Annotated in this window: 18 protein-coding genes and 3 rRNA genes; 5 read left to right on the top strand and 16 right to left on the bottom strand. The window is 68.1% G+C overall.

What is annotated here, in order from left to right; all coding sequences use genetic code 11:
- Positions 1 to 52: 52 nt before the first annotated feature.
- From recN to ACY1JX_RS13335, 12 genes are all read right to left on the bottom strand, one after another.
- Entirely contained in the window at positions 53 to 1,717 is a 1,665-nt protein-coding gene (gene recN / locus ACY1JX_RS13390) for a DNA repair protein RecN (protein ID WP_462564267.1), read from the bottom strand.
- The gene (locus tag ACY1JX_RS13385; protein ID WP_462564266.1) at positions 1,717 to 2,640 is read right to left on the bottom strand and encodes an NAD kinase; all 924 of its coding nucleotides are present in this window, start codon (positions 2,638 to 2,640) and stop codon (positions 1,717 to 1,719) included. Before ACY1JX_RS13385 ends, recN begins: the two co-directional genes overlap by 1 nt.
- On the bottom strand, positions 2,637 to 3,473 hold the full coding sequence (locus ACY1JX_RS13380) for a TlyA family RNA methyltransferase (protein ID WP_462564265.1): 837 nt from the start codon (positions 3,471 to 3,473) through the stop codon (positions 2,637 to 2,639). The genes ACY1JX_RS13385 and ACY1JX_RS13380 overlap by 4 nt, the downstream gene beginning before the upstream one ends.
- A 4-nt stretch (positions 3,474 to 3,477) precedes the next feature.
- Positions 3,478 to 3,657 (bottom strand): hypothetical protein, encoded by a 180-nt coding sequence (locus ACY1JX_RS13375; RefSeq protein ID WP_462564264.1) that lies wholly within the window; start codon positions 3,655 to 3,657, stop codon positions 3,478 to 3,480.
- Positions 3,654 to 4,649 (bottom strand): HAD-IIA family hydrolase, encoded by a 996-nt coding sequence (locus tag ACY1JX_RS13370; protein WP_462564263.1) that lies wholly within the window; start codon positions 4,647 to 4,649, stop codon positions 3,654 to 3,656. Before ACY1JX_RS13370 ends, ACY1JX_RS13375 begins: the two co-directional genes overlap by 4 nt.
- Entirely contained in the window at positions 4,646 to 4,993 is a 348-nt protein-coding gene (locus tag ACY1JX_RS13365; protein ID WP_462564262.1) for a single-stranded DNA-binding protein, read from the bottom strand. The genes ACY1JX_RS13370 and ACY1JX_RS13365 overlap by 4 nt, the downstream gene beginning before the upstream one ends.
- Positions 4,994 to 5,085: 92 nt before the next feature.
- Positions 5,086 to 6,060 carry a tetratricopeptide repeat protein gene (locus ACY1JX_RS13360; protein WP_462564261.1) on the bottom strand — a complete coding sequence of 325 codons (975 nt, stop codon included), beginning with the start codon at positions 6,058 to 6,060 and terminating at the stop codon, positions 5,086 to 5,088.
- Between the two features lie 91 nt (positions 6,061 to 6,151).
- Positions 6,152 to 6,268 (bottom strand): 5S ribosomal RNA (gene rrf, locus ACY1JX_RS13355).
- A 124-nt stretch (positions 6,269 to 6,392) separates the two neighbouring features.
- Positions 6,393 to 9,497 (bottom strand): 23S ribosomal RNA (locus ACY1JX_RS13350).
- Between the two features lie 338 nt (positions 9,498 to 9,835).
- A 16S ribosomal RNA gene (locus ACY1JX_RS13345) occupies positions 9,836 to 11,354 on the bottom strand.
- Together the 16S, 23S and 5S rRNA genes form the textbook arrangement of a ribosomal RNA operon.
- A gap of 504 nt (positions 11,355 to 11,858) precedes the next feature.
- Complete coding sequence (gene tyrS, locus ACY1JX_RS13340) at positions 11,859 to 13,115, bottom strand: tyrosine--tRNA ligase (protein ID WP_462564260.1); 1,257 nt, start codon at positions 13,113 to 13,115, stop codon at positions 11,859 to 11,861.
- A 49-nt stretch (positions 13,116 to 13,164) separates the two neighbouring features.
- On the bottom strand, positions 13,165 to 13,545 hold the full coding sequence (locus ACY1JX_RS13335; protein ID WP_462564259.1) for a universal stress protein: 381 nt from the start codon (positions 13,543 to 13,545) through the stop codon (positions 13,165 to 13,167).
- Positions 13,546 to 13,576: 31 nt separating this feature from the next.
- Between ACY1JX_RS13335 and ACY1JX_RS13330 the strand changes: the two genes are divergently transcribed.
- Together ACY1JX_RS13330 and ACY1JX_RS13325 are read left to right on the top strand one after the other, a co-directional pair.
- Positions 13,577 to 14,269: a DsbA family oxidoreductase gene (locus ACY1JX_RS13330; protein WP_462564258.1), complete on the top strand. Its 693-nt coding sequence runs from the start codon at positions 13,577 to 13,579 to the stop codon at positions 14,267 to 14,269.
- A gap of 125 nt (positions 14,270 to 14,394) precedes the next feature.
- On the top strand, positions 14,395 to 15,507 hold the full coding sequence (locus ACY1JX_RS13325; protein ID WP_462564257.1) for an acyltransferase: 1,113 nt from the start codon (positions 14,395 to 14,397) through the stop codon (positions 15,505 to 15,507).
- A gap of 26 nt (positions 15,508 to 15,533) precedes the next feature.
- Here the strand turns inward: ACY1JX_RS13325 and ACY1JX_RS13320 are convergent, their stop codons facing one another.
- The 4 genes from ACY1JX_RS13320 to ACY1JX_RS13305 are packed head-to-tail and all read right to left on the bottom strand — an operon-like array spanning position 15,534 to position 18,996.
- A complete protein-coding gene (locus ACY1JX_RS13320) occupies positions 15,534 to 15,941 on the bottom strand; it encodes a universal stress protein (protein ID WP_462564256.1) in 408 nt (135 codons plus the stop codon).
- Between the two features lie 12 nt (positions 15,942 to 15,953).
- The gene (locus tag ACY1JX_RS13315; RefSeq protein ID WP_181752502.1) at positions 15,954 to 17,483 is read right to left on the bottom strand and encodes a tripartite tricarboxylate transporter permease; all 1,530 of its coding nucleotides are present in this window, start codon (positions 17,481 to 17,483) and stop codon (positions 15,954 to 15,956) included.
- Positions 17,483 to 17,992 carry a tripartite tricarboxylate transporter TctB family protein gene (locus tag ACY1JX_RS13310; RefSeq protein ID WP_181752504.1) on the bottom strand — a complete coding sequence of 170 codons (510 nt, stop codon included), beginning with the start codon at positions 17,990 to 17,992 and terminating at the stop codon, positions 17,483 to 17,485. The genes ACY1JX_RS13315 and ACY1JX_RS13310 overlap by 1 nt, the downstream gene beginning before the upstream one ends.
- A complete protein-coding gene (locus ACY1JX_RS13305) occupies positions 17,989 to 18,996 on the bottom strand; it encodes a Bug family tripartite tricarboxylate transporter substrate binding protein (RefSeq protein WP_181752506.1) in 1,008 nt (335 codons plus the stop codon). Before ACY1JX_RS13305 ends, ACY1JX_RS13310 begins: the two co-directional genes overlap by 4 nt.
- Before the next feature lie 74 nt (positions 18,997 to 19,070).
- On the opposite strand from ACY1JX_RS13305, the gene ACY1JX_RS13300 reads away from it, so the two are divergent.
- The 3 genes from ACY1JX_RS13300 (at position 19,071) to ACY1JX_RS13290 (ending at position 22,650) form a co-directional block, all read left to right on the top strand.
- Positions 19,071 to 20,705, top strand: a complete 1,635-nt coding sequence (locus ACY1JX_RS13300) for a sensor histidine kinase (RefSeq protein ID WP_462564255.1) — start codon at positions 19,071 to 19,073, stop codon at positions 20,703 to 20,705.
- Positions 20,702 to 21,364 carry a response regulator gene (locus tag ACY1JX_RS13295; protein WP_462564254.1) on the top strand — a complete coding sequence of 221 codons (663 nt, stop codon included), beginning with the start codon at positions 20,702 to 20,704 and terminating at the stop codon, positions 21,362 to 21,364. Before ACY1JX_RS13300 ends, ACY1JX_RS13295 begins: the two co-directional genes overlap by 4 nt.
- A gap of 101 nt (positions 21,365 to 21,465) precedes the next feature.
- Positions 21,466 to 22,650 (top strand): SGNH/GDSL hydrolase family protein, encoded by a 1,185-nt coding sequence (locus ACY1JX_RS13290; RefSeq protein ID WP_462564253.1) that lies wholly within the window; start codon positions 21,466 to 21,468, stop codon positions 22,648 to 22,650.
- Positions 22,651 to 22,666 lie beyond the last annotated feature (16 nt).

The following is a 22,666-nucleotide window of genomic DNA, read 5'->3' as shown; positions in this document are numbered from 1 at the left end:
TTCCATGAGGATTCACCCCCGACACGCCGGTCCGGCCCCGAATGTGACGAACTCAGGGAGTGCTGGCGAGCTCGAGCAGCTCGCGCGCGTGCTCCTGCGCGGCGGACGAGTCGTCCAGTCCGGCCAGCATCCGGGCCAGCTCGTCGACCCGTCCCTGGTGCTCGAGGCGCAGCACGCTGCTGCTGGTGACGGTGCCGTCGTCGGATTTGCTGACCACGAAGTGGGCGTCGGCGAACGCGGCCACCTGCGGCAGGTGGGTCACGGCGATCACCTGCGCGTGCTTGGCCAGGCGCGCCAGCCGCCGCCCCACCTCCACGGCCGTGCGGCCGCCGATCCCGGCGTCGACCTCGTCGAAGACGAGCGTGGGCACCGGGTCGCGACCGGCCAGCACCACCTCGATGGCGAGCATGAGGCGCGAGAGCTCACCGCCGCTGGCGGCCCTGGCGAGAGGGCGCGGCTCGGCACCGCTGTTGGCGGCGAACCAGATCTCGACGTCGTCCGCTCCGTGGGCACCGGGATCGCCGGGAACCACCCGGATGTCCAGGTGGGCCGACGGCAGGGCCAGGTCGGCCAGCTCGCGCCCGACCTCCTCGGCCAGCTGCTCGGCTGCCTTCGTCCGGGCGGCGGTGAGCCGGCCGGCGAGCGCGACGACGCGAGTGCGCACGGCGTCGGCCTCGGCCTCCAGCCTCTCGATCGCGGTGTCGTCGAGGTCGAGCTCGAGGACCTCCGCGCGGGCGCGGTCGGCCCACGCGATCACCTCGTCGAGCCCGGGACCGTACCTGCGCTGCAGCGCCGTCAGCGCCGCGCGACGATCCTGGACGGCGGCCAGACCGGCCGGGTCGAGATCGACGTCGGAGGCGTAGGCCGCGAGCTCCGAGGCGATGTCCGTCAGATCGATCGCCGCCCGCTTGAGCCGGTCGCCCAGCGCCTCGAGGCGGGGGTCGTTCCCCGCCACCGGCTCGACCACGGCCCGGGCGGCGGCGAGGGCGGCCGCCGCGGAGTGCTCGTCCTCCGACAGCGCGACCGACGCGCCGGCGGCGGCCGCCGCCAGGGACTCGGCGTGCGCCAGCCGGTTCTCGCGCTGGACGAGCTCCTCGTCCTCGCCGGGCTGCGGGTCGACCGCGTCGATCTCGTCGAGGGCGTGCCGCAGCAGGTCGAGCCGCTGCAGCCGCTCCCCCGCGTGGGTGCGCAGGTCGTGCAACCGGGCCTTCACGTCGCGCAGGCGCTGGTAGTCGGGCTGGTACTCGGCGAGCAGGTCGGAGACCTCGGCTCCGGCGTAGCGGTCGAGCGCCCCGCGCTGCTCCTGGGGACGGACGAGACGCTGCTGGTCGGACTGGCCGTGCACGGCGACGAGCGAGTCGGCCAGCCGGGACAGCAGGCCGGCCGGAACGGTGGCGCCCCCGGCGAGCGCGCGACTGCGCCCCTGGCTGGTCAGGATCCGGGCCAGCACGAGGTCGTCGTCGACCTGGCCGCCGGCCTCCTCGACGAGCGCCGTGACCTCGGGCGTGGCCACGACCGACGCCTCGATGCGCGCCCGGTCGGCGCCCCGGCGCACGAGGGCCGAGTCGGCGCGCTCACCGCGCAGGAGTCCCAGAGCCGTGACGACCATGGTCTTGCCGGCACCGGTCTCGCCGGTGATGACGGTGAAGCCGGGGCCCAGGTCGAGCTCGGCCTCCTCGATCACGCCGAGCGAGGCGAGGCGAAGGGAGTGCCACATCAGCGCTCCCCCGCGGCCCGACGGGAGGCCTCGGACGAGCCGCGCCACCCCGACACGGGCAGCTCGAACTTGCGCACGAGGCGGTCGGCGAAGGAGGCCGGGTGCACCCGCGCGAGCCGCACGGGCTCGACACCACGTCGCACCTCCACGCGAGCGCCGAGGGGCAGGTCGGAGGCCCGCCGGCCGTCGCACCACAGCACACCCGTGGCCGACGCGCCCACCACCTCGACGGCGAGCGTCGACTCGGGCGAGACCACCATGGGACGGGCGAACAGGGCGTGCGCGCTGATCGGCACCATGAGCAGCGCCGAGACCTCGGGCCACACGACGGGACCACCGGCGCTGAAGTTGTAGGCGGTGGAGCCGGTGGGAGTCGCGCACACGACGCCGTCGCAGCCCATCCTCGACACCGGCCGGCCGTCGATCTCCACGACGACCTCGAGCATCCGCTCGCGGGAGGCCTTCTCCACCGACGCCTCGTTCAGCGCCCAGTTCGTGGCGACGACCTCGCCGTCCTGCAGGACCAGCACGTCGACGGTCAGGCGCTCCTCGACCGTGAGGTCGCCGGCGATCACCCGCCGGGCCACCAGGTCGAGGTCCTCCTCGTCGGCCTCGGCGAGGAAGCCGACGTGTCCGAGGTTGACGCCGAGCAGGGGCGTCCCGGTGCCGCGGCACAGCTCGGCCGCGCGCAGGATCGTGCCGTCGCCGCCGAAGACGACCGTCAGCTCGCAGTCGCGGGCGGCGCCCGGCTCCGCGGGGACGGTCACCAGGTCCACGGCGCCGGCTCCGGCGAGCGCCTCGGCCTCCTCGCCCGCGAGGACGCGGACCTCGATCCCGGCCCCCTGGAGGGACGCGGCGAAGTCGGCGGCGATCCGGGGTGCGCCGTTGCGCAGCGCGTGGACCGCGAGCAGCACACTCCTCATGAGTCGCTTCCTTCCGTCGGGTGTCGCGCGGCGAGGGGTCCGGCCGCGACGACGGCTCGCGCCATCTCCTCGTCCGGAGCCGGCGCGTCGGCCCTCAGCCAACAAAAGTACTCGACATTCCCGGCGGGGCCAGGGAGCGGACTGGGCGCGAGGGCACGCGTTCCCCAGCCACCGGCCCAGGCCGCGGTGGTGACGCCGTGGACCGCGGCGGCGTGCAGCTCGGGATCACGGACGACGCCGTTCTTGCCGAGGTTCTCGCGTCCCACCTCGAACTGCGGCTTGACCATAAGGACCAGGTCGCCGTCGGGACGGCACACCGACATGAGCGCCGGAAGCACGATCGTCAACGAGATGAACGACAGGTCGGACACGACCAGGTCGACCGGTCCGCCGATGAGCTCGGTGTCGATGGAGCGGACGTTGGTGCGGTCGAAGACGCGGACGCGAGGGTCGGACTGCAGCGCCCAGACGAGCTGGCCGTAGCCGACGTCGACGGCGACGACCTCGGCCACCTCGCGGCGCAGCAGGACGTCGGTGAAGCCGCCGGTGGAGGCTCCCGCGTCGAGGGCGCGCCGCCCGTGGACGGTCAGCCCCTGCGGCTCGAAGACCTCGAGGGCCCCGAGCAGCTTGTGGGCGCCGCGCGACGCCCAGCCGGGGTCGTCGCCCTCGCGGACGACGATGGCTTGGTCGGTCGTGATCTGGGTGGCCGGCTTGGTCGCGGCATTCCCGCCGACCAGCACGCGCCCCTCGCCGATGATCGTCGCGGCGTGGTCCCGCGACCTGGCGAGCCCACGGCGCACGAGCTCGGCGTCGAGCCGCACCCGGCGGCTCACCGACTCACCCGCGGGTCCCGGACGAGCCGGCCAGCTGGTCGCGCAGCACCCGGTGCACCGCCTCGAACACCCACGGGTGCTCGGCGACGTCGAGATCGGCGAGCGTGCCGAGCAGCGCCTCGGCCTCCTCGATCGAGGCCGGCTCGGGCTGCACGGTGCCGTCGGCGGTGGGTTCGGCGGTCATGCGTCGATTGTCTCATCGACACTCAGCCGTACGTCCGATTCGGCCCGGCACGCCCAGCCGAGTCCGACGATCGCGCGGAGCGTCTCGGTGGAGGTGCCCTCGGTCACGACGGAGAGGGTCCGGTCGCGCAGCTCCACCCGCGCACCCCCGCACTCGGCCGCCCCGCCGGAGACGACCACGGCGGGGTGGGGGTCGTGCAGAGCGGCCAGATCGGCCCCGACGAAGTCAGGGCGCTCGTCCGCGACGGCGTTGACCACATCGGTGAGGGTGTTCACGCCCGTGAGGACGAACAGGGAGGTGACACCGGCGCGGCGAGCACCGAGGATGTCGGTGTCGAGCCGGTCCCCCACCATCAACGGCGAGGCGGGCGCGAGGCGCTCCATCGTCTCCTCGAACAAGGGCGCGTAGGGCTTGCCCGCGACGACGGGCTCCTGCCCGGTGGCCAGGCGGACGGCGTGGACGAGGGCGCCGTTCCCGGGTGCGATCCCCTCGGCGGTCGGGATCGTGAGGTCGGTGTTGCTGGCGTACCAGGGCAGGCCCGACTGCACCGCGTAGGCGGCCTCGGCGAGGTCCCTCCATCCCAGGTCGGGCGTGTACCCCTGGACCACGGCGGCGAGCCCGGGGGCGTGCCGGTCGTCCGTGGGCACGAGTCCGCGGGCCCGGAGGGCCTCGCGCAGTCCGTCTCCCCCGACGGCCAGCACGACAGCACCAGGAGCGAGGTTATGGGACATCACCCCGGCGATCGCCTGCGCGGAGGTGACGATGTCCTCGATCGAGGGCGCGAGCCCGAGCCGGGCCAGGTGGTCGGCCACCGCCTCGGGCGGGCGATTCGCGTTGTTCGTGAGGTAGGCCAGACGCGCCTCGCTGACCTCACCGAGCGCCTCGACGGCACCCGGCACCGCTTCACCGCCGCGGTAGACCACGCCGTCGAGGTCGAGCAGCACCGCATCGTGCGACGCGACGAGCGGGGTGTCCGTGGCTGCCAGCGTCATGCGCTCGAGGCTACCGGGGGTTCGGGGAGCCGAGTGAGGGACCCGAGATCGACGTAGACCCGGCTGGACACCCCGCCACCCTTGCTGGAGAAGAGGCGGCGGAGCTCACCGCTGACCTCGACGCGGTCACCCGGGTTGAGGCGCAGGGCCTTGCCGCGGAGGCGGGAGGTCCAGGCCGAGCAGTCGAACGTGTCGACGAGCTGGCGTGACCGGCGCCGCGCGGCGGCGCTGCGCTCGACGATGAGTCGGAAGGAGACGAGCTCGTCCCCGCTGGGCAGGGTCCGGGTCTCGGCGGCATCGGCCACGCGCCCGCGGAGCAGGACCTGGTTGTCGGCGTCGTTCATGGCGCCAGCGTCCCGCGTTCGGGGACAACGACGACAGGGCCCACGCGCAGCCTGTGGACGGCGCGCGTGGACCCTGGAACTTCTGTGGACGGTCAGCCTTCGAGTTGGGTGAGTCGTTCTTCGACGTCGGTGAGTTTGTTGGCGTCGGTGCCGGCGACGCGGTGGAACCAGGTGATGGCTTCGTCGGTGCGGCCGGCGGCGAGGAGGGTGTCGGCGTAGGCGTAGCGCAGGCGGGTGACCCAGTCGGCGCGGCCTTTGGTGGTGAGGGGTTCGGATTCGAGGATTTGGAGGGCGGCGTCGAGGTGTCCGAGGTCGCGGCGGGCGCCGGCGATGACGATGGACAGTTCGGTGTTGCCGGCTTCGTCGAGGTGGGCGCGGATGTCGGGTCGGTCGTATTCGAGGGCTTTTTCGGGGCGTTTGAGGGCGCGTTCGGCGTCGGCCATCATGGGGGCGTAGCTGTGGCGGCCGGTCATGCGTTTGGCGGCGCGGAACTCGGCGAGGGCTTCGGCCCAGTTGCCGCAGGCGTAGGCGGTCTCGCCGGTGGCTTCGCGGACCAGGCCGACGCGCATGGCGCGGGCGCGGGCGGCCAGGGCGTGCTTGTGGGCGAGTTCGGGGTCTTCGTGGAGCAGGACGCCGGCCATGACGAGGTGTCGGGCGACTTTCTCGGCGAGCTTGTCGGGCAGGCCCTGGAGCTCTTGGCGGGCGAACTTGTCCAGGTCCTTGGCGCTGACGTCGTCGGGGATCGGCGGTCCGTCGTAGACCTTCTGGGCGTCGGTGCGGTCGCTGCCGGTCTGGGGGCGTCCGGCGCGGTCGGGTCGGTCGCCGCGTCGGCCGGCGCCGCCGGAGCGTCCGCTCGGGCGGTTGGCGCTGTCGGGGCGGCCGCGGCCTGCGCTGGTGGGCCGGCCGGACTTGGGTCCGGGCTTGCCTCCGCCACTGCCGCTGGGCTTGCCGCCGCTGGTGGGCTTGCCGCCACTGGTGGACTTGCCGTTGCTGGGTCGGCCGCCCGTGGGTCGGCCGTTGCCGGGCTTGCCTCGGCCCTGGGGTCCGGAGTTGCGATGATCGGCCATGATGGGTCCCTTCCCACAAGAGAGCATGCCCTGTTGGGGGCACAAATGCAGCAAGGCCGCTCCCAAAGGGAGCGGCCTCGCGCTAATGATTGTCCGGCGACGTCCTACTCTCCCACACCGTCTCCAGTGCAGTACCATCGGCGCTGAAGGGCTTAACTTCCGGGTTCGGAATGTAACCGGGTGTTTCCCCTTCGCCATGGTCGCCGAAACTCTATGGAGATATCAACAAGCCTTGGCGGCAGACGAGTATCGACCCCAAGGGGTCGTACTCGTGTTGCCTGGCTCCCGATCATATCTCGGGAACCTCACAGTGGACGCGGTAGATCTTTGTAAGAAACAAGCCCTCGGCCTATTAGTACCGGTCAGCTCCATGTGTTGCCACACTTCTACTTCCGGCCTATCAACCCAGTGGTCTGCTGGGGGCCTTACCTGGTTAACCAGTGGGAAACCTCATCTTGAAACATGCTTCCCGCTTAGATGCTTTCAGCGGTTATCACTTCCGAACGTAGCCAACCAGCCGTGCTCTTGGCAGAACAACTGGCACACCAGAGGTTCGTCCACCCCGGTCCTCTCGTACTAGGGGCAGCCTTTCTCAAGTTTCCTACGCGCGCGGCGGATAGGGACCGAACTGTCTCACGACGTTCTAAACCCAGCTCGCGTGCCGCTTTAATGGGCGAACAGCCCAACCCTTGGGACCTGCTACGGCCCCAGGATGCGACGAGCCGACATCGAGGTGCCAAACCATCCCGTCGATATGGACTCTTGGGGAAGATCAGCCTGTTATCCCCGGGGTACCTTTTATCCGTTGAGCGACGCCGCTTCCACATGCCAGCGCCGGATCACTAGTTCCGACTTTCGTCCCTGCTCGAGCTGTCACTCTCACAGTCAAGCTCCCTTGTGCACTTACACTCGAAACCTGATTGCCAACCAGGCTGAGGGAACCTTTGAGCGCCTCCGTTACATTTTAGGAGGCAACCGCCCCAGTTAAACTACCCATCAGGCACTGTCCCTGATCCGGATAACGGACCTAGGTTAGATATCTAGTACGACCAGAGTGGTATTTCAACGATGACTCCACCTGAACTGGCGTCCAAGCTTCACAGTCTCCCACCTATCCTACACAAGTCGAACCAAACACCAATACCAAACTATAGTAAAGGTCCCGGGGTCTTTCCGTCCTGCCGCGCGTAACGAGCATCTTTACTCGTAGTGCAATTTCGCCGAGTTCATGGTTGAGACAGCGCCCAAGTCGTTACTCCATTCGTGCAGGTCGGAACTTACCCGACAAGGAATTTCGCTACCTTAGGATGGTTATAGTTACCACCGCCGTTTACTGGGGCTTAAGTTCTGTGCTTCGCTTGCGCTAACACGTCCCCTTAACCTTCCAGCACCGGGCAGGAGTCAGTCCATATACGGCGTCTTTCGACTTAGCATGGACCTGTGTTTTTAGTAAACAGTCGCTTGGGCCTGGTCTCTGCGGCCTTCAACGCTTCTCAGAGCAAGTCTGATAACGCATCCGGCCCCCCTTCTCCCGAAGTTACGGGGGCATTTTGCCGAGTTCCTTAACCATGATTCTCTCGATCACCTTAGTATTCTCTACTTGACCACCTGAGTCGGTTTGGGGTACGGGCGGCTCTGAATCTCGCTAGATGCTTTTCTCGGCAGCATAGGATCACTCACACTCCACTAAGTGGGTGGCATCGGCTCTCAGACATATGAGTGACGGATTTGCCTATCACTCGTCCTACGACCTTACCCGTGGACTACCATCGCCACGGATGAGCTACCTTCCTGCGTCACACCATCGCTTGCCTACTACCAGATCGGGTCATGCGCTCCGCCTGACCATTGTCTCCGAAGAGACGTTAGGTCAGGTTTCGGGCACTTAGCATCACTGGATTCAGCATGGGCGATTCAGCGCCGGTACGGGAATATCAACCCGTTGTCCATCGACTACGCCTGTCGGCCTCGCCTTAGGTCCCGACTTACCCAGGGAAGATTAGCTTGACCCTGGAACCCTTGGTCATTCGGTGGAGGAGTTTCTCACTCCTCATTCGCTACTCATGCCTGCATTCTCACTCGTGTCGCATCCACGGCTGGGTTACCCCGCCGCTTCGCTCGCGACACGACGCTCCCCTACCGATCCACACGGCTGGACCACGAAGGCCTACCTCATGTGTGAATCCCATAGCTTCGGTGGATTGCTTGAGCCCCGCTAAATTGTCGGCGCGGAATTACTTGACCAGTGAGCTATTACGCACTCTTTCAAGGGTGGCTGCTTCTAAGCCAACCTCCTGGTTGTCTCTGCGACTCCACATCCTTTTCCACTTAGCAATCGCTTTGGGACCTTAGCTGATGGTCTGGGCTGTTTCCCTCTCGACTACGGAGCTTATCCCCCGCAGTCTCACTGCCACGCTCTCACTTACCGGCATTCGGAGTTTGGTTGAGTTCAGTAAGCTTGTAGGCCCCCTAGCCCATCCAGTGCTCTACCTCCGGTAAGAAACGCGTGACGCTGCACCTAAATGCATTTCGGGGAGAACCAGCTATCACGGAGTTTGATTGGCCTTTCACCCCTATCCACAGCTCATCCCCCCAGTTTTTAACCTAGGTGGGTTCGGTCCTCCACGCGGTCTTACCCGCGCTTCAACCTGGCCATGGATAGATCACTCCGCTTCGGGTCTAGATCGTGCAACTCAAGCGCCCTATTCGGACTCGCTTTCGCTACGGCTACGGCACTCGCCTTAACCTTGCTACACAACGCTAACTCGCAGGCTCATTCTTCAAAAGGCACGCTGTCACAGTTCCGAAGAACTGCTCCAACGGATTGTATGCACATGGTTTCAGGTACTATTTCACTCCCCTCCCGGGGTACTTTTCACCTTTCCCTCACGGTACTTGTCCGCTATCGGTCATCGAGGAGTATTTAGGCTTAGCGGGTGGTCCCGCCAGATTCACACCGAATTTCAGGGGTTCGGTGTTACTCGGGATGACGCACAAGAGCCAGGAGTTTACGGTTACGGGGATCTCACCCTCTGTGTCGCGACTTTCCAGTCGGCTTCACCTTCACTCATGGTTTATGACTCTTTGACTGCTCGGCAGAACAATCGGTGCGGTCCCACAACCCCCTGGATGCAACGCCTGCCGGCTATCACACATCCAAGGTTTAGCCTCTTCCGGTTTCGCTCGCCACTACTACCGGAATCACTGTTGTTTTCTCTTCCTGTGGGTACTGAGATGTTTCACTTCCCCACGTTCCCTCCAAACGCCCTATGTGTTCAGGCGCAGGTACTCAGACTTTCCTCTGAGTGGGTTTCCCCATTCGGACATCCCCGGATCACAGCTCGGTTGTCAACTCCCCGGGGCTTTTCGCAGACTCCAACGTCCTTCATCGGCTCTCGATGCCAAGGCATCCACCATGTGCACTTAGTAGCTTGTTGTTACTACAAAGATGCTCGCGTCCACTGTGAAGTTCTCAAAATACGATCGGTCCCGTACTCAAATCCCCGCCTGCTCGATCAAGATCGAGTGGTTCGAGGGGGTGTACGGTCCGAGGAATCCAACATCAAGATGCTGATCCCTCAGGACCCAACAGTGTGCCTGAGTTGTCACCGTGTCCGACCGAGTTTCCACGCTCCAAAGGAGCAGTACTGACGGTCATCCGCCGGCGACAAGCCAAATAGTCGACGTCCACTAGTGAGCTGGACCGCGTCAGACGTTTGCTGACGAACGATCCGCCTGGACCCTGAAGTCCAGTCTCTTATCGAGTGCTCCTTAGAAAGGAGGTGATCCAGCCGCACCTTCCGGTACGGCTACCTTGTTACGACTTCGTCCCAATCGCCAGCCCCACCTTCGACGGCTCCCTCCACAAGGGTTGGGCCACCGGCTTCGGGTGTTGCCGACTTTCATGACGTGACGGGCGGTGTGTACAAGGCCCGGGAACGTATTCACCGCAGCGTTGCTGATCTGCGATTACTAGCGACTCCGACTTCATGGGGTCGAGTTGCAGACCCCAATCCGAACTGAGACCGGCTTTTTGGGATTCGCTCCACCTCGCGGTTTCGCAGCCCTTTGTACCGGCCATTGTAGCATGCTTGAAGCCCTGGACATAAGGGGCATGAAGACTTGACGTCATCCCCACCTTCCTCCGAGTTGACCCCGGCAGTCTCCTATGAGTCCCCACCATAACGTGCTGGCAACATAGGACGAGGGTTGCGCTCGTTGCGGGACTTAACCCAACATCTCACGACACGAGCTGACGACAGCCATGCACCACCTGTATACCGACCACAAGGGGGGCCGTATCTCTACGGCTTTCCGGCATATGTCAAACCCAGGTAAGGTTCTTCGCGTTGCATCGAATTAATCAGCATGCTCCGCCGCTTGTGCGGGCCCCCGTCAATTCCTTTGAGTTTTAGCCTTGCGGCCGTACTCCCCAGGCGGGGCGCTTAATGCGTTAGCTGCGGCACGGAGACCGTGGAAGGTCCCCACACCTAGCGCCCAACGTTTACGGCATGGACTACCAGGGTATCTAATCCTGTTCGCTCCCCATGCTTTCGCTCCTCAGCGTCAGGTAATGCCCAGAGAACCGCCTTCGCCACCGGTGTTCCTCCTGATATCTGCGCATTCCACCGCTACACCAGGAATTCCGTTCTCCCCTGCATACCTCTAGTTTGCCCGTATCGTAAGCACGCTCAGGGTTGAGCCCTGAGTTTTCACTTCCGACGTGACAAACCGCCTACGAGCCCTTTACGCCCAATAATTCCGGACAACGCTCGGACCCTACGTATTACCGCGGCTGCTGGCACGTAGTTGGCCGGTCCTTCTTCTGCAGGTACCGTCACTTTCGCTTCGTCCCTGCTGAAAGAGGTTTACAACCCGAAGGCCGTCATCCCTCACGCGGCGTTGCTGGATCAGGCTTTCGCCCATTGTCCAATATTCCCCACTGCTGCCTCCCGTAGGAGTCTGGGCCGTGTCTCAGTCCCAGTGTGGCCGGTCACCCTCTCAGGCCGGCTACCCGTCGTCGCCTTGGTGAGCCATTACCTCACCAACAAGCTGATAGGCCGCGAGTCCATCCCATTCCGCCGGAGCTTTCCACCACCAGAAGATGCCTTCGGTGGTCGTATTCGGCATTAGCCAGCGTTTCCACTGGTTATTCCGAAGAATGGGGCAGGTTACTCACGTGTTACTCACCCGTTCGCCGCTCGTGTACTCCCGAAGGAGCCTTACCGCTCGACTTGCATGTGTTAAGCACGCCGCCAGCGTTCGTCCTGAGCCAGGATCAAACTCTCCGTTGAAAATCTCCCACACCCAAAGGCATGGTCAACATCTAGAAAAGCTGATTCCTGACAAGTTTTGACTGCTGGACAGTCATTGTTGTCGGAATTGTCCCTGCGGCAACGCGCGACCATGAACCGAAGCCCATCGTCCTTCGTCGCCGCCGGGGTACTACTAATTAATTCGTCGACTTTTGGCACACTGTTGAGTTCTCAAGGATCAGACGCACATCACACACATCACCGTTCCCGGATCCATGCAGAGGCTCCAATTTACATCGCCGTTTTCACCAGGTCAAACCCGGGTCGGTCACGATGCGCGCTACGTTTTCCCGCGGCCAGTTTCCGGACCCCCCAGAGGAGGTTCCTGGCGTTAACCGCTTCGGTCTGCGCTCCGCTGCGCTGTTCGGCGCAACAAGAAGAACATTACACGGACGTTTCCCGAGGATGCAAACCGCCCCCCACGTCGCCTGGGTCACACCTGCAATTCCAAGGCTTTTCACGCGGAGGGCGGCTCGCCGGCGCTCAGACGACGCGGACGCCGGACACCGATCGCTTGCCCTTGCGCAGGACGACCCAGCCACCAGGCAGCTGGTGGCCGTCCGCGAGCACGAGGTCCGGGTCGTCCGCACGCTCGTTGTTGACGTAGGCGCCGCCATCGCCGATCGCACGCCGTGCCGCCGACTTCGAGTCGGCCAGGCCGGAGGAGAGCAACGCATCGACGAGAGTCGTGCCACGGGGAACCTCCACGGCGCCCGCCTCCCGCAGTGCGGCCCCCAGCGTGGACTCGGGAAGGTCGCCGAGCTCCCCACGGCCGAACAGCGCACCCGTGGCGAGCTCGGCCGCCTTCGTCTCCGCCTCACCGTGCACGAGGGTGGTCAGCTCGGCGGCGAGCCGGCGCTGGGCCGCGCGGGCACCGGGCCGCTCGTCGTGCTCGGCCATCAGCGCCTCCACCTCCTGGACCGGCAGGAACGTGAACTGCTTGAGGTACTCCCCCACCTTGGAGTCCTCGGCCTGGATCCAGGACTGGTAGAAGGCGTACGGGCTCATCAGCTCGGGATCGAGCCAGATCGTGCCGCTCTCGGTCTTGCCGAACTTGGTGCCGTCGGCCTTCGTGATGAGCGGCGTCGCGAGGGCATGGACCTTCGCACCCTCGGCGCGCCGGATCAGCTCGACTCCGCCGGTGAGGTTGCCCCACTGGTCGCTGCCACCGGTCTGGAGCACCGCCCCGTGCCGACGGAAGAGCTCGAGGTAGTCCATCGACTGCAGGAGGACGTAGCTGAACTCGGCGTAGCTGATTCCCGCCTCGAGCCGGCTGGCGACCACGTCGCGGGCCAGCATCCGGTTGACCGGGAAGTGCTTGCCGATGTCGCGGAGGAAGTCGACCACCGACATGGGCTGGGTCCAGTCGAGGTTGTTGACCACGGTGGCGCCGTCGTCACCGCCGAACTCGACGAATCGGGAGACCTGGTCGCGGATGCGCTCCACCCACTCGGCCACGGTCTCCTTGGAGTTCATGACCCGCTCCCCCGACTCCTTCGGGTCGCCGATCAGGCCCGTGGAGCCGCCCACGAGGATCAGCGGGCGGTGTCCGGCCAGCTGGAGGCGTCGCGCGGTGAGCAGCTGGAGCAGGTTGCCGACGTGCAGGCTCGGGGCGGTGGGATCGAAGCCGACGTAGTACGTGATCGGCCCCTCGTCGATCTCGGCGCGGAGGGCGTCGAGGTCGGTGGAGTGCGCGATCAGGCCGCGCGCCTGGAGGTCGTCGATCACGTGGTCGGTCATGGCCCGAGGCTATCGAGCGGCGACGACCGGCCTGCGGGCCCGTCTCCCGTCAGGGCTTGACGGCGATGACGGGCATCGGCGCGTCGAGGAGGATCATCTGGGTGACGCGACCCATGAGCATCTTGCCGACGGGCGTGCGCTTGCGGATGCCGATCACGAGGCGCTCGGCGCCGGCGTCGACCGCCTCGTCGATGACGACGTCGGAGACCGACAGCGACGCTGCCCGCCTGATCTCGTAGTCGAGCCCGTCGAGGTCGAAGCGCTCGGTGAACTCCGAGAGGTCGATCTCCTCGGGCGGGTCGAACTCCGGATCGATCTCGCTGACCGTGATCAGGACGAGCTTCTCCTTGTTCGCCTCGGCCTCGGCCGCTGCCCAGCGCACCGCGGCGTGCCCGTAGTCGTCGGGTCGGTAAGCGACGGCGATGGTCATGCTCCGAGCGTATCGCGCAGGGACGCCGGGAATGAGCGGACGGCCCGTGGGCGTTGTCACCGACGTGAACGACAACGCTGCCCGTCCCGTCAAGGTCGACATCTGGTCCGACATCGCCTGCCCCTGGTGCTTCGTCGGCAAGCGCCGCTTCGAGCGCGCCGTGGCCGACTGGGACGGTGACGTCGAGGTCGAGTTCCACAGCTTCGAGCTGGCGCCCGACACCCCGGTGGACTTCGAGGGCAGCGAGGTGGACTTCCTGGCCCACCACAAGGGGATGGACGCCGCCCAGGTCGAGCAGATGCTGGGCCAGATGACGGCGCTCGCCGCCGACGAGGGCCTGTCCTACGACTTCGACGCGCTGCGGCACACCAAGACCCTGCTGGCGCACCAGGCGCTCCACTTCGCGAAGTCCCACGGCCTCCAGGGCGAGCTCAAGGAGCGCCTGCTCTCGGCGTACTTCGAGCAGGGCCGCCACGTCGGTCGGGTCGACGAGCTGGTCGCCCTCGGCTCCGAGGTGGGCCTCGACGGGACCGCCCTCCGTGAGGCGCTCGAGTCCGGGACGTATGCGACGGACGTCGACGCGGACATCGCGCAGGCCCGCGCCTACGGCATCAACGGCGTCCCGTTCTTCGTGTTCGACGGGCGCCTCGGCGTGTCCGGCGCCCAGGCTCCCGAGACCTTCCGCGAGGTGCTCGACCGCGTCGCGACGGAGGCGTCGGCATGACCGGCCCGTTCGAGATCGTCGGCGACGAGGACGCGCCCGCCTGCGTGGACGGCGTCTGCGCGATCGAGCCCGACGCGGCCGGGGTGGACGAGGAGCAGGAGCCGGACGGCATCTAAGGTGCCGCCATGAGCACCACGGCGAGCACGACCACCACCGCGCGCCGGTACGAGCTGGACCACCTGCGCGTCCTGGCGACGTTCGGCGTCATCCTCCTGCACACCGGGGTCATCCCGGTCGTCCTCTGGCGCGACTCCGTGCCCGAGCTGGTCTCGGCCTTCAACGTCGGCAACGCCGCCAACTCGCTCGGCCGCTTCGCCGTCAACTGCTTCTTCATGACCTCCGGAGCCCTGCTCCTGGACCCCGTGCGGCGCTTCGTGCTGCGCCCGCAGTTCCTGCGCGTGGCGCTGCCGACGCTGACGTGGATGGTCATCTACGCCGTCGCGAACGCGTTGTTCCGCCAGCAGGAGCTGCGTGGGGTCAAGGGCGGCCTCAGCGACCCGGCCGAGCTCGGACTCGGCGACCTCGTCCGGGCGCTGGTGTCGGGCCCCGCGGTCTACCACCTGTGGTTCGTCTACGTCCTGCTCGGGATCTACCTGACGGTGCCGCTGCTGCGCGCGCTGACGGACCGTCCAGAACCCCAGCGATTCCGGCTGCTGGCGTGGTTCCTCATGCTGTGGTTCATCGCCGACCTCCTGCCGCGGTGGGGCACCTGGCTGTTCGAGGACCGGTTCCCGGCGGCCTACCCCGCACCGCTCGCCGCCCTGCCGACCGGCTACATCGGGCTCTTCGTCCTCGGCTTCGTGCTGAGCCACTACCGCGACCGGCTGCGCGTGCCGTCGCTCGCCTGGCTCGCCATCGCCGCCGTGGGGCTCGTCTGGACCTTCGTGGGGGTCTGGCAGGCGGCCAGCCACGGGGACCCCGACGTCTACGCGGCGTACGACAACCTCAAGCCGCCCGTGCTGATGTACTCCGTGGGCGTGTTCGCGTTCTTCGCCACGCGCAGCTGGGGGCCCGGCCCGGCGTGGCCACTGGTGAAGCGGCTCTCCGAGCTCAGCTTCCGCATCTACCTCGTCCACGTGCTGGTCCTGCACACGCTGCGGTACACCACCGAGCTCGGCCCGCTCGTGGAGGACCGGCCGGTGGTGGGTCTGCCGCTGATCTACGTCGCCACGGTGGCGCTCTCGGTGCTGGTCGCCTGGGCGCTGGACTTCATCAAGCCGTTGCGCCGCTGGATCTGACGACCCGGTCGGAGCCCGCCGGACGGTCAGATGCCGTCGGACTCCTCGTCCGGCTTGACCGCCAGGACCGGGCACGTCGCGTCGAGGATCACGCGCTGCGCGACGCTGCCCAGCAGCGCCTTGCCCACCGGGCTGCGATGCCGGACGCCGACCACGATGAGGCTCGCGCCGGTCTCGGTGGCCGCCTTGACGACGCCCTCGGCGACGTCGCGCACGACCTCCTGCCGGACCTCTGCAGTGAGTCCAAGGGTTTCCAGCCGGTCGCGGACCCGTGCGACCTCCTCCTCGTGGGCGAACCGGTCGTCCACGAGGGCGTCGCCGCGCGTGTCGTTGACGACGAGCAGGTGCTCGCCGCGCAGCGTCGCCTCGGCGGCTCCGTGGGCCAGCGCCGCCCGTCCGTACCTGTCGGGGCTGTAGGCCACCACGATCGTCATGTCGTCGTCCTCTCAGATGTCGTGCGTGTCGGTGGCCGCGGCCCGGTCGAGGACGCGGTCGATCTCGTCGGGCTCCTGACCGCGCCGGCGCCATGCCATGACGGCCATCACGATCCCGATCGCGGCCATCAGGACGTAGACCAGGACGGCGACCGGCTCGCTCCACAGGGTGCTCACATCGCCCTGCGAGATGGCCAGCGCGGTGGTCAGCTGCTCCTCGAGGCGCGGTCCGAGGATCACGCCGATGATGAGCGGCAGGACCGGCAGCCCGAAGCGCCGCATCGCGAAGCCGAGCAGGCCCAGCACCAGCAGGAGGGCCAGGTCGAAGGCCTGGAAGTTGACGCTGTAGGCGCCGAGCCCGGCGAAGAACAGGATGCCCGCGTACAGGTACGGCCTCGGGATCCGCAGCAGCTTCGCCCAGACCGGGGCCAGCGGCAGGTTGAGGACGAGCAGCAGCACGTTGGCGATGAACAGGCTGGCCAGCAGGGCCCAGACGAGCTCGGGCTCGGTGTCCATCAGCTGCGGACCCGGCTGGATGCCGTAGCTCTGGATCGCCAGCAGCATGACCGCCGCCGTCGCGGTGGTCGGCAGGCCGATCGCCAGCAGCGGCACGAGGGTGCCGGCGGCGGAGGCGTTGTTGGCCGCCTCGGGTCCGGCCACGCCCTCGATCGCGCCCTTGCCGAACTCCTCGGGGTGCTTCGTGAAGCGTCGCTCCGTGACGTAGGACAGGAAGGTGGGGACCTCGGCGCCGCCCGCGGGGAGGGCGCCGAACGGGAACCCGTAGGCCGTACCGCGCAGCCACGGCTTCCACGACCGGCCCCAGTCGGCCTTGCTCATCCAGGGCTGCCCGACGGGGATGATCTCCAGCGGGCGGCGGCGCAGGTGCGCGGAGACCCAGAGCGCCTCGCCGATCGCGAAGATCGCGACCGCGACCACCACGACGTCGATGCCGTCGGCCAATTCGGGACGGCCGAAGGTCATGCGTGCCTGGCCGGTCTGCGAGCCGACCAGGGCGAGCGTCAGGCCGAGGAAGAGCGAGATGAACCCGCGCAGCTTCGACGAGCCCAGGACCGCCGTGACGGTGAAGAGCGCGAACAGCATGATCGCGAAGTACGAGGGCGCACCGAGCTCGACCACGATGTCGGCGATGCGCGGCATCAGCAGGACGAGCAGGACCGAGCCGATCGTGCCGGCGACGAACGAGCCGATCGCCGCGGTGGCCAGGGCCTGGGCCGCGCGTCCGCCCTTGGCCATCTTGTTGCCCTCGAGGGCCGTGACGACCGACGAGGACTCACCCGGGGTGTTCAGCAGGATCGACGTCGTGGAGCCGCCGTACATCCCGCCGTAGTAGATCCCGGCGAACATGATGAGCGCGCCGGCGGGCTCGACGTTGTAGGTGATCGGCAGCAGCAGGGCCACCGTCATGGCCGGGCCGATGCCCGGCAGCACGCCCACGGCCGTGCCCAGCAGCACGCCGATGACGGCGTACATGAGGTTCTCGGGCGTGAGGGCGTTGGCGAAGCCGTCCAGGAGCAGTTCCATCAGAGCACCCCGTCCAGGACGCCGGCCGGGATCGGGATCCCGAGGCCGACGTAGAAGCCGTACCAGGTCACCAGCGACAAGATCACGCCCACGCCGATGTCGAGCAGGAGCCGGCGGCTGCCGAGGATCCGGGCCGACGCCGCGAACAGGAACGCGCCCATGATCGCCCAGCCGAGCCAGTTGATCAGGGCCACGACGACCACGATCACGGCGACGAGCTGCAGCAGCGTGGGCCAGTCCATGCCTCCGCTCAGGTCGACGTCCTCGCCCTCCTCGGGCTGGGCGACGTCACCGCGCCACGTGGCGACCGCCAGCAAGATTCCGAGGACGACCAGAACGGAGCCGATCGCGTAGGAGAAGGCGTAGGGCTGGACCGGCTGGTCGGCGAAGCCGGGGTCGAGGCCGAGGCCGTCGACCAGCACGACGATCCCGACGATGGCCACGAAGGCGGCCAGTCCGTACTGCGGGGTGTCCACCGTGCGTGACGGCGTGGTGCCGGTGGTGTTCATGCGAGTCCCAGCTCCTCGAGGGTCGAGGCGACGCGCTCGTTCTGCTCCTCCAGGAAGGTGCCGAACTCGTCGCCGGTGGTGAAGTCGTCGATCCAGCCGTTGCGCTCCAGCGCCTCGCGCCACTCGGGCGTGTCGTGCATCTGCGTCAACAGCTCGATGTACTCGTCGCGCGTGGCGTCGGAGATGCCCGGCGGGGCGAGCACGCCGCGCCAGTTGATGAAGCTGAAGTCGACGCCCTCCTCCATGAGCGTGGGCGCGTCGACGGTGTCGAGCCGCTCCTCGCCCGAGACCGCGAGAACGCGCAGCGAACCGTCGTCGATCTGGCCCTCGAACTCGCCCAGGCCGGACATGCCGACCTCGATCTTGGAGCCAAGCAGGGCCGTCGTCAGGGGTCCGCCACCGTCGTAGGTGATGTAGTTGACGTCCCTCGCGTCGATGCCGAGCTCCTGCGCGAGCTGCATCGGGAACAGGTGGTCGGGGCCGCCGGGCGACGAGCCGCCGCCGATCGTCACGCTGCCCGGGTCCTTCTTCCAGGCGTCCACGAAGTCCTGGACGTTCTCGAACGGGGAGTCCTCGGGGACGAGGATGCCCTCGGGCTCGGAGACCAACTGCGCGATGGGCGTGGCCTTGTCGACCGTGGCGTCGGAGCCGTTCGTGAAGACCGAGCCGACCACGCCCAGGCCCATCGTCATCATCAGGTCGTCGGCACCGCGCTCGTTCATGAGCCGTTGCATCGCGACCGTGCCGCCGGCGCCGATGACGTTGGTGACCTCGAAGCGTCCGGTGAGCTCGTTCTCCTCCATCGCCCGGACCCCGGCCCGGCCGGTCAGGTCGTAGCCGCCGCCGGGGCTGTTCGGGATCATCATGCGCAGTCGCCGATTCGCGGGATCGTCGTCCTCGGCCCGCGTCACGCCGCACCCGGCCAGCATCGCCAGCACCAACGCCGCCACGATCCCGATCCCGAGACTGCGGCGGCGGTGGTCGTTCCTTGCCCACGTGGTCATGGATACTCCTCGTCGTCCCCCTGATCATGCGTCCGGATGTGGCGTGGGTCACGATTGCGGAACCAAAGGAGATTGTGGTCATTGTGGTCAAGCGCAAGGGCGTGCTGCCGGGCGACGGCCCGTCGAGCGGGCGGCGGCTGACGCTCGCGGGGCAGGTCCTGCTGCTGCAGCTGGCGGTCGTCGCCGGCGTGCTGCTCGTCGTCGCGGTCATCTCCTTCCGCCAGAGCACGGCCGCCTTCACCGACGAGCGCGGCAGCGCGATGCGATCGGTGGCGGAGTACCTCGCCGGCGGGGAGGTCGTGCGCACCGGGGTCGACGACACGACGGCGACCCGCACGCTGGCGCCCTTCGTGGAGCGGGCCGTGGCCCTGTCGGGAGCCACCGACGTGCTGGTCACCGACCCGGACGGCGTCGTGATCGCCGCGGCCGAGCCGTCGCGCGTGGGGACCACCGTCGACCTCGGGGAGAGTCGCGTGCGCGAAGGCCGCGGATGGAGCGGCGACATCGTCCGGGACGGCGGTCGGTACGTCACCGCGCACGCTCCGGTGCTCGCCGACGACGGCACGCTCGTGGGGATCGCCGTCGCCGAGCAGTCGTACCCCTCGTGGTGGGACCGCGTGGTCGACTCGTCGAGCGACCTCGCTCTGTACCTCGGCCTCGGCGCGCTCCTGGGCGGGCTGGGCACGTGGGCCGTGGCGCACCTGCTCAAGCGGCGGACCCGCGGACTGGGTGGCGAGGAGATCGCGACGCTCGCGGACCACGGGTACGCCCTGCTCCACAGCATCCGCGAGGGCGTGGTGGCGGTGGACAACGCCGGCACGGTGACCGTCATGAACGACGCAGCCCGGAGGCTGCTGGGCGTCTCGGACGATCCCGTCGGGCGACCGATCAGCACCGTGGGGCTCGATCCGGAGCTGACGGCCCTGATCGCGGGCGACGCCGAGGCCCGGGACGCTGTGGTGCTCACCGGCGACCGGGTGCTCGTGGTGAACCGCCGGGCCGCCTCGAGCCGCGGCCTCGGCATCGGCAGCGTCACGACGATGCGCGACCGCACCGACGTGGTCGAGGTCGAGCAGCAGCTCAGCTCCAACCTCTCGATCAGCGACGCCCTCCGCGCGCAGACCCATGAGTTCGCCAACCGGCTGCACACGATCTCGGGCCTCGTCGAGCTCGGCGAGTACGACGAGCTGGCGAGCCTGCTGGGCACCCTCACGCGCGAGCGCGCCGTCCTGGACGCGAGCCTGCGCGAGGCCGTGCAGGATCCGGCCGTCGCGGCGCTGCTGGCGGCGAAGGCGAGCCAGGCGGGCGAGGCCGGGCTGCGGCTGAGGATCGACGAGTCGTCCCGCCTGCCGACACTGGACCCCGATCTGGCCGCCGACCTCACCACCGTGCTGGGCAACCTCGTCGACAACGCGCTCGACGCCTGCCGGGGAGGCGCCGGGAGCGAGGTCGTGGTCCGGGTGGGCGACGTCGATGGCACGATCGAGGTCGTGGTGAGCGACGACGGACCCGGCGTGCCCGACGAGATCGCCGCGTCGATCTTCTCGCGGGGGTACTCGACCAAGCCCGAGGTCCTCGGAGGACGTGGCATCGGCCTGCCGCTCGTGCGCCTCATCGCCACACGTCGCGGGGGCTCGGCCACCCTCGACGGCAGCGGCCCGGGTGCGACGTTCCACGTCCGGCTGCCCCGCGTCGGTGATGCCGCATGATCCGCGTCCTCGTGGTGGACGACGACTTCATGGTGGCGCGGATCCACGAGCGCTTCGTGGAGCGCACCGAGGGCTTCTCGATCGTCGGCACCGCGGGCACGGGTGCCGAGGCGCTGAGCGCCGTCGCCGAGCTCTCACCCGACCTCGTGCTGCTGGACGTGCACCTGCCCGACATGGACGGCATCGAGGTGCTGCGCTCGCTGCGCGCGGCGGGCCACGGCGTGGGCGTCATCATGGTGACCGCGGAGCGGGACGCCGAAGTGGTGCGGGCCGCCCTGCTCGGAGGCGCCCAGCAGTACCTGGTGAAGCCCTTCGAGTACCCCGAGCTCGCCGAGCGACTGAGGGCGGTCGCCCGGTCGCTCACTGCCCTGCGGAACGAGTCCGAGCCCGACCAGACGGCGATCGACCGCGCCTTCGGTGGCAGCACCCCCGGCGGCTCGCCCCTGCCGAAGGGCCTGAGCACCGAGACCGCCGCATCGCTGCTCCGGGCGCTCGAGAACGCCGGCGAGGTCTCGGCGGCCGAGGCGGCCGAGCTCGTCGGGCTCTCCCGGGTCAGCGCGCGTCGCTACCTCGAGCACTTCGTCCACGCGGGCCATGCGACGGTCCGGCTCCGGTACGGCGCGGCGGGTCGCCCGGAGCGGCGCTACCTGCTCGGCTGAGGCACCTCCCTGACCCCCGAATTCGGGGGTCCGCGAACGTCCGCGTCCGGTGGTAGCGTCACCGTGACGTGCGTCACATCCGTAGTCCTGAGGAGTCCCCCGTGAGAACCCTTCGTCGCCCCGCGGCCCTGGCAGCAGTCCTGACCCTGACGGCCGGGCTGGTGGCCGCCCTGCCCGCCTCGGCGGCCGACCGCTCCCCCTCGTGGCACCACCCCTCCTCCGGCGAGCGCTACGTGGCCCTGGGCGACTCGTTCGTCGCGGGACCCGGCATCCCCACGCAGCAGCCGGGCGGCTGTGCGCGCAGCGACCACAACTTCCCCAGCCTGGTCGCCGCCGAGATCGGCGCGAAGTCGTTCACCGACGCCAGCTGCAGCGCGGCGCGGACCACGCACTACTGGAACCCGCAGACGATCGGCGGAGAGACCGTCCCGCCGCAGCTCGACGCACTGAACCGCAAGACCACCCTCGTCACGCTGGGAACCATGGGCGGCAACGACGTCGGCCTGGTCGGGCTGGCGCAGACGTGCCTCGTCCAGGGGTGCAGCACGCTGCCGACGCAGCCGTTCCACGACGCGATCGACGCCCTCGCGCCCGTGTACGAGCGCCTGATCGCGGACGTGCGCGAGCGCTCGCCGCGCGCCACCATCGTGGCCGTCGGCTACGGCACCTACGTCCCGCGCGAGACCTGCGCGGCGCTCGTCAACGCCACGAGCGCCGACCTGGCGTACCTCCAGTCGATGATCGACCGGCTGAGCGACACGATCGGCGAGGTCGCGGCCGACGAGGGCGTCGCCTTCGTGGACATGCGCGACATCGAGGGCTGGCAGGAGCACTCCGGGTGCGCCGCGCCCGAGGAGCAGTGGGTCCGGGCCCTGAACCCCTACGGCGACGGCGCACCGCTGCACCCCTCGACCGCCGGCATGGAGCAGATGGCCGACCAGGCGCTCAAGGTGATCGAGCCGCTCGTCCGGGCCCGTCGGGCCTCGGCCTGGCGCGTCGCGGCCGCGGCCCACACGGTGCGTCTGCACGCGGTGTGCCACGGCCCTTCGCGACGGTCCGACGTCACGCTGCGCGTCACCGGCGGGAAGGGACTGGCCACCGCTGCCCTCTTCCACATCGGCGAGACGGCCGTCGGCGCGGACACGCGAGCACCGTTCGCTCTCACACGCTCGGCGCGCCCCCTGCGCGACCTGCGCGGCTCGGTGCACGCCAAGGTCACGCTGAAGCACGGCACGGTGTCCCACACGACGTCCGTCCGGACCAGCCGGCCGAAGTGCCTGCGCTGAGCTGAGGAGCGGGCCG

The organism is Aeromicrobium sp. JP4 (genome assembly GCF_054957925.1).
Note: the sequence above shows the minus strand (reverse complement) of the source record. Positions and strands in the feature narration are given on the sequence as shown.

Bases quoted from the DNA above. Each gene is read 5' to 3' on its own strand.
- recN (WP_462564267.1), bottom strand. From the start codon at position 1,717: ATGTGGCACTCCCTTCGCCTCGCCTCGCTCGGCGTGATCGAGGAGGCC.
- ACY1JX_RS13385 (WP_462564266.1), bottom strand. From the start codon at position 2,640: ATGAGGAGTGTGCTGCTCGCGGTCCACGCGCTGCGCAACGGCGCACCC.
- ACY1JX_RS13375 (WP_462564264.1), bottom strand. From the start codon at position 3,657: ATGACCGCCGAACCCACCGCCGACGGCACCGTGCAGCCCGAGCCGGCC.
- ACY1JX_RS13370 (WP_462564263.1), bottom strand. From the start codon at position 4,649: ATGACGCTGGCAGCCACGGACACCCCGCTCGTCGCGTCGCACGATGCG.
- ACY1JX_RS13365 (WP_462564262.1), bottom strand. From the start codon at position 4,993: ATGAACGACGCCGACAACCAGGTCCTGCTCCGCGGGCGCGTGGCCGAT.
- ACY1JX_RS13360 (WP_462564261.1), bottom strand. From the start codon at position 6,060: ATGGCCGATCATCGCAACTCCGGACCCCAGGGCCGAGGCAAGCCCGGC.
- tyrS (WP_462564260.1), bottom strand. From the start codon at position 13,115: ATGACCGACCACGTGATCGACGACCTCCAGGCGCGCGGCCTGATCGCG.
- ACY1JX_RS13335 (WP_462564259.1), bottom strand. From the start codon at position 13,545: ATGACCATCGCCGTCGCTTACCGACCCGACGACTACGGGCACGCCGCG.
- ACY1JX_RS13330 (WP_462564258.1), top strand. From the start codon at position 13,577: ATGAGCGGACGGCCCGTGGGCGTTGTCACCGACGTGAACGACAACGCT.
- ACY1JX_RS13325 (WP_462564257.1), top strand. From the start codon at position 14,395: ATGAGCACCACGGCGAGCACGACCACCACCGCGCGCCGGTACGAGCTG.
- ACY1JX_RS13320 (WP_462564256.1), bottom strand. From the start codon at position 15,941: ATGACGATCGTGGTGGCCTACAGCCCCGACAGGTACGGACGGGCGGCG.
- ACY1JX_RS13315 (WP_181752502.1), bottom strand. From the start codon at position 17,483: ATGGAACTGCTCCTGGACGGCTTCGCCAACGCCCTCACGCCCGAGAAC.
- ACY1JX_RS13310 (WP_181752504.1), bottom strand. From the start codon at position 17,992: ATGAACACCACCGGCACCACGCCGTCACGCACGGTGGACACCCCGCAG.
- ACY1JX_RS13305 (WP_181752506.1), bottom strand. From the start codon at position 18,996: ATGACCACGTGGGCAAGGAACGACCACCGCCGCCGCAGTCTCGGGATC.
- ACY1JX_RS13295 (WP_462564254.1), top strand. From the start codon at position 20,702: ATGATCCGCGTCCTCGTGGTGGACGACGACTTCATGGTGGCGCGGATC.